This is a genomic window from Morganella psychrotolerans, from assembly GCF_965118875.1.
Classification (GTDB): domain Bacteria; phylum Pseudomonadota; class Gammaproteobacteria; order Enterobacterales; family Enterobacteriaceae; genus Morganella; species Morganella psychrotolerans_C.
Genome location: NZ_CBCPJD010000037.1, coordinates 1 through 2,100, shown reverse-complemented (window position 1 = coordinate 2,100; position 2,100 = coordinate 1). Strand labels below are relative to the sequence as shown.

Below are 2,100 nucleotides of genomic sequence, written 5' to 3'. Positions count from 1 at the left end.
GATGACAGTTTTTTAGCACCCAGAATAGCGGTACCGAATTCAACATCCTGTTCACTGGCGGCGGTGTTTTCACCCAGCAGTTCACCTTCTTCCGCCGTACCATCAGCGGTTGACCAGGTAATATCCTGCCCGTTTGAGGTTGTCAGGATCTGCGAAATACCGGCGATACCGCCATACGCTTTCATCTGGTCGACAACTTTATTCAGCATCTGGGTTGGTACGGTGTACCCCCCTTTTTCATCCGGTGAGGTACCCTGCGCGCGCAGTTCTTTAACCGCCTGACGCTCTTCCGCCGTCAGTTCACCGAAACCGCAGCGGAGAAAGCGATCGAATGCTGCTGCACGGCGTTCGGTGGCTTCTGTTTCAGGGTTGCCGGGTAACTGCGTACGCTGCTCGGGCTCTTTATCATCAACAAATTTCTGATCCAGAGAGCGCATTTCTTCTTCACGCCCGATCTGTTCATTCAGGCGATCAAATTCGGTTTTGGCTTCATTCCATTTGCCGCGCTGCTCTTCGGTCATAACGCCGTCACCGACTTTTTCGTGGATAGCACGCATTTCAGTGGCGATGGTATTGCGTTTTTGTTTTAATTCATGAAATTTCATATTGTTACCTTATGCACTTATTAAAGTGAGAAGACGCTCACGCGCCAGTTTTTCATTGACAGCTTTGGTTAAACCACCGCTTTCGCGTGCTTCTTTCCACGCTTCCATTGACCGCACTGTGGAATTTGCAGCCTGATACGCCGGATAAGTCACCGGACTGACGTCATAAAGACGGGAAATTTTATGGATTTCACGGACAACCATGCCGTCATCATCCTGGTACCAGTCATCACCATTCGGCGCTATGCTGAAGGAAAATGAACTCTGATTAACATCACCGCGCAACATGGGTGCGATAACCAGATCACGAATGGTTTGTGTGTCCGGTGCTGTAATGTCATAAACCAGACCCTGCTCATTCACACTCAGGGACAGGGTTCCGGACGATGTCCGCCCGAGAATATAGTTGCGGTCATGATTAAACAGACCACGCACATCGTCATTCAGCACATCATCAAACGCCCCGGGCTTAATAATTTCACGGAATCCCCACATCGGTTCAGACAGGGAATTGAACACCGAGGCAAGCCCGATAATGTGGGTTGGTTTGTTTTCCTCTCCCGGAGCTGCGCGAACTTCGCCGACATAGCTCCGGGTTTCTCTTTCATTACTGCTCATCTTTGTCACCACCTTTTGACTTGTCACTTACAGGCTGCGCCGCATTAACGCTGACCAGCATTTCATCCAGACCATCAACAGGGTTCATATCCTCGAATGCCCTGGCTTCGTTTCTGCTCATCCAGCCGTCAGTGATGGCGAAATGGTAGAATTCACCTCTTTCTTTCGGTGTGCCGCGCAGTAATCCGGCAAGATTAAACCGGACATAAAAACCGGCGAGACGCTCCTGTTTTGTGAATAACCGGCGGTTAAGCTCCTGCTCCCAGTTCACTACCCACGGCATGACCGTGTGACGGACAAACTGAATTGCCTGCTCAGAGATATTCGAGAACGTCGCTTTTTCCAGGTCATTAATCATGTGGGCCGGTACATTAAAAATACCGGCTATCATTGAACGGTTGAGTTTCAGCATATCAATCAGCTGAGCATCCACCGGGGAAACGGTGAGCGCTTTATAATCAAGATCAGCAGGGAGCAGCATGGTTTTATTTTCCTGGCTGCGGAGTGCTACTGATGCCTTTTGCCACATTTCTTTCAGTCTGGCCCAGCCCTCTTTTTGCAACTCACCCTTCACCGACACAATCCCTGCCGGTCTGGCGTTCCCGCCAAAGAATGACGTGGTATATTTCTGACCGGACATTCCCATACCGATGGTTTCAGCATGCTGGACTATCGGACTGACGCCCATCCGCTGATTATTGCCGAGTGCGCGGATGTGGATCATATCGTCAGGACTTATCGCAAAATTGCCCTGCTCGTTATAAACACCGTATGTATACCGCCCGCCGGTGTTCAGCAGCGTGGTTTCCCACGGCATACAGGCTTCCAGATTTATCACTTCCCCTTTCCGGTTACGGACAACATGCGTGTACCCGTT

General features: G+C 50.4%; 3 protein-coding genes. All 3 read right to left on the bottom strand.

Translation table 11 applies throughout. The features are described from left to right. A partial coding sequence (locus ACMHKJ_RS19110; RefSeq protein ID WP_413496403.1) for a phage major capsid protein occupies window positions 1-605 on the bottom strand: 605 nt, incomplete at its 3' end. 9 nt (window positions 606-614) lie between these two features. Beyond that, complete coding sequence (locus tag ACMHKJ_RS19105; RefSeq protein ID WP_413496402.1) at window positions 615-1,223, bottom strand: HK97 family phage prohead protease; 609 nt, start codon at window positions 1,221-1,223, stop codon at window positions 615-617. Next, the coding region (locus tag ACMHKJ_RS19100; RefSeq protein ID WP_413496401.1) for a phage portal protein at window positions 1,213-2,100 on the bottom strand (888 nt) is incomplete at its 5' end. The genes ACMHKJ_RS19105 and ACMHKJ_RS19100, both read right to left, overlap by 11 nt.

Bases quoted from the DNA above. Each gene is read 5' to 3' on its own strand.
- ACMHKJ_RS19105 (WP_413496402.1), bottom strand. From the start codon at position 1,223: ATGAGCAGTAATGAAAGAGAAACCCGGAGCTATGTCGGCGAAGTTCGC.